The 548-nt window shown below is 38.9% G+C and carries 1 protein-coding gene; it reads right to left on the reverse strand.

Annotated features, from left to right (window positions below; translation table 11 throughout):
* Window positions 1-101 precede the first annotated feature (101 nt).
* On the reverse strand, window positions 102-548 hold a 447-nt coding region (locus ACT3RM_RS18130; RefSeq protein WP_444511547.1), incomplete at its 5' end, for a hypothetical protein.

Raw genomic sequence — 548 nt, forward strand, 5'->3', positions numbered from 1 at the left:
GCAATACACTATGTAGTAAATTAGCAGTTTAGTCATGGTGTTAGGAGAGTATTAAGTAAGTGCTAGCTCATATTGTAAATAGGTGAGGGGTCATCAACTATTTAAGCTTTAGATAGGTGGTTTAGTACGTATGCTTTATTTTTTACGAGTAACCATAAAGCCAAAACGAGAGCACCAATACTTAATTGAATAATACCTAAGTCACTAATAAGTGCATCTGGGCGTATTGACACAAGCATCATACCGGTTGCACCTGCAATCATTGAGAAAAACTGAATAACCGCAACCGCAGAGCCTGTATCGGTAGTTTGCTGCTCTAACATTAAATTAGTACCAGGTACGCGTGTAATAATAACCATAAGCGTGGCTGGAGCCGCAATAGCAGCAAATATCCAAGGCGAAAGATGTCCAATGTTAAGGGTAAGTACACCGCACAGCGTGAGTAATATAAAGCAGGTAGTAATTATTTTTTTCACTGATATAGTTTGAGAAAGCTTCATATAAATACTTGGGCCGAATGACGCACAAAGTGCATTAGCTGCAAATGC

The organism is Pseudoalteromonas sp. AOP7-A1-14 (genome assembly GCF_052376275.1).
Taxonomy (GTDB): domain Bacteria; phylum Pseudomonadota; class Gammaproteobacteria; order Enterobacterales; family Alteromonadaceae; genus Pseudoalteromonas.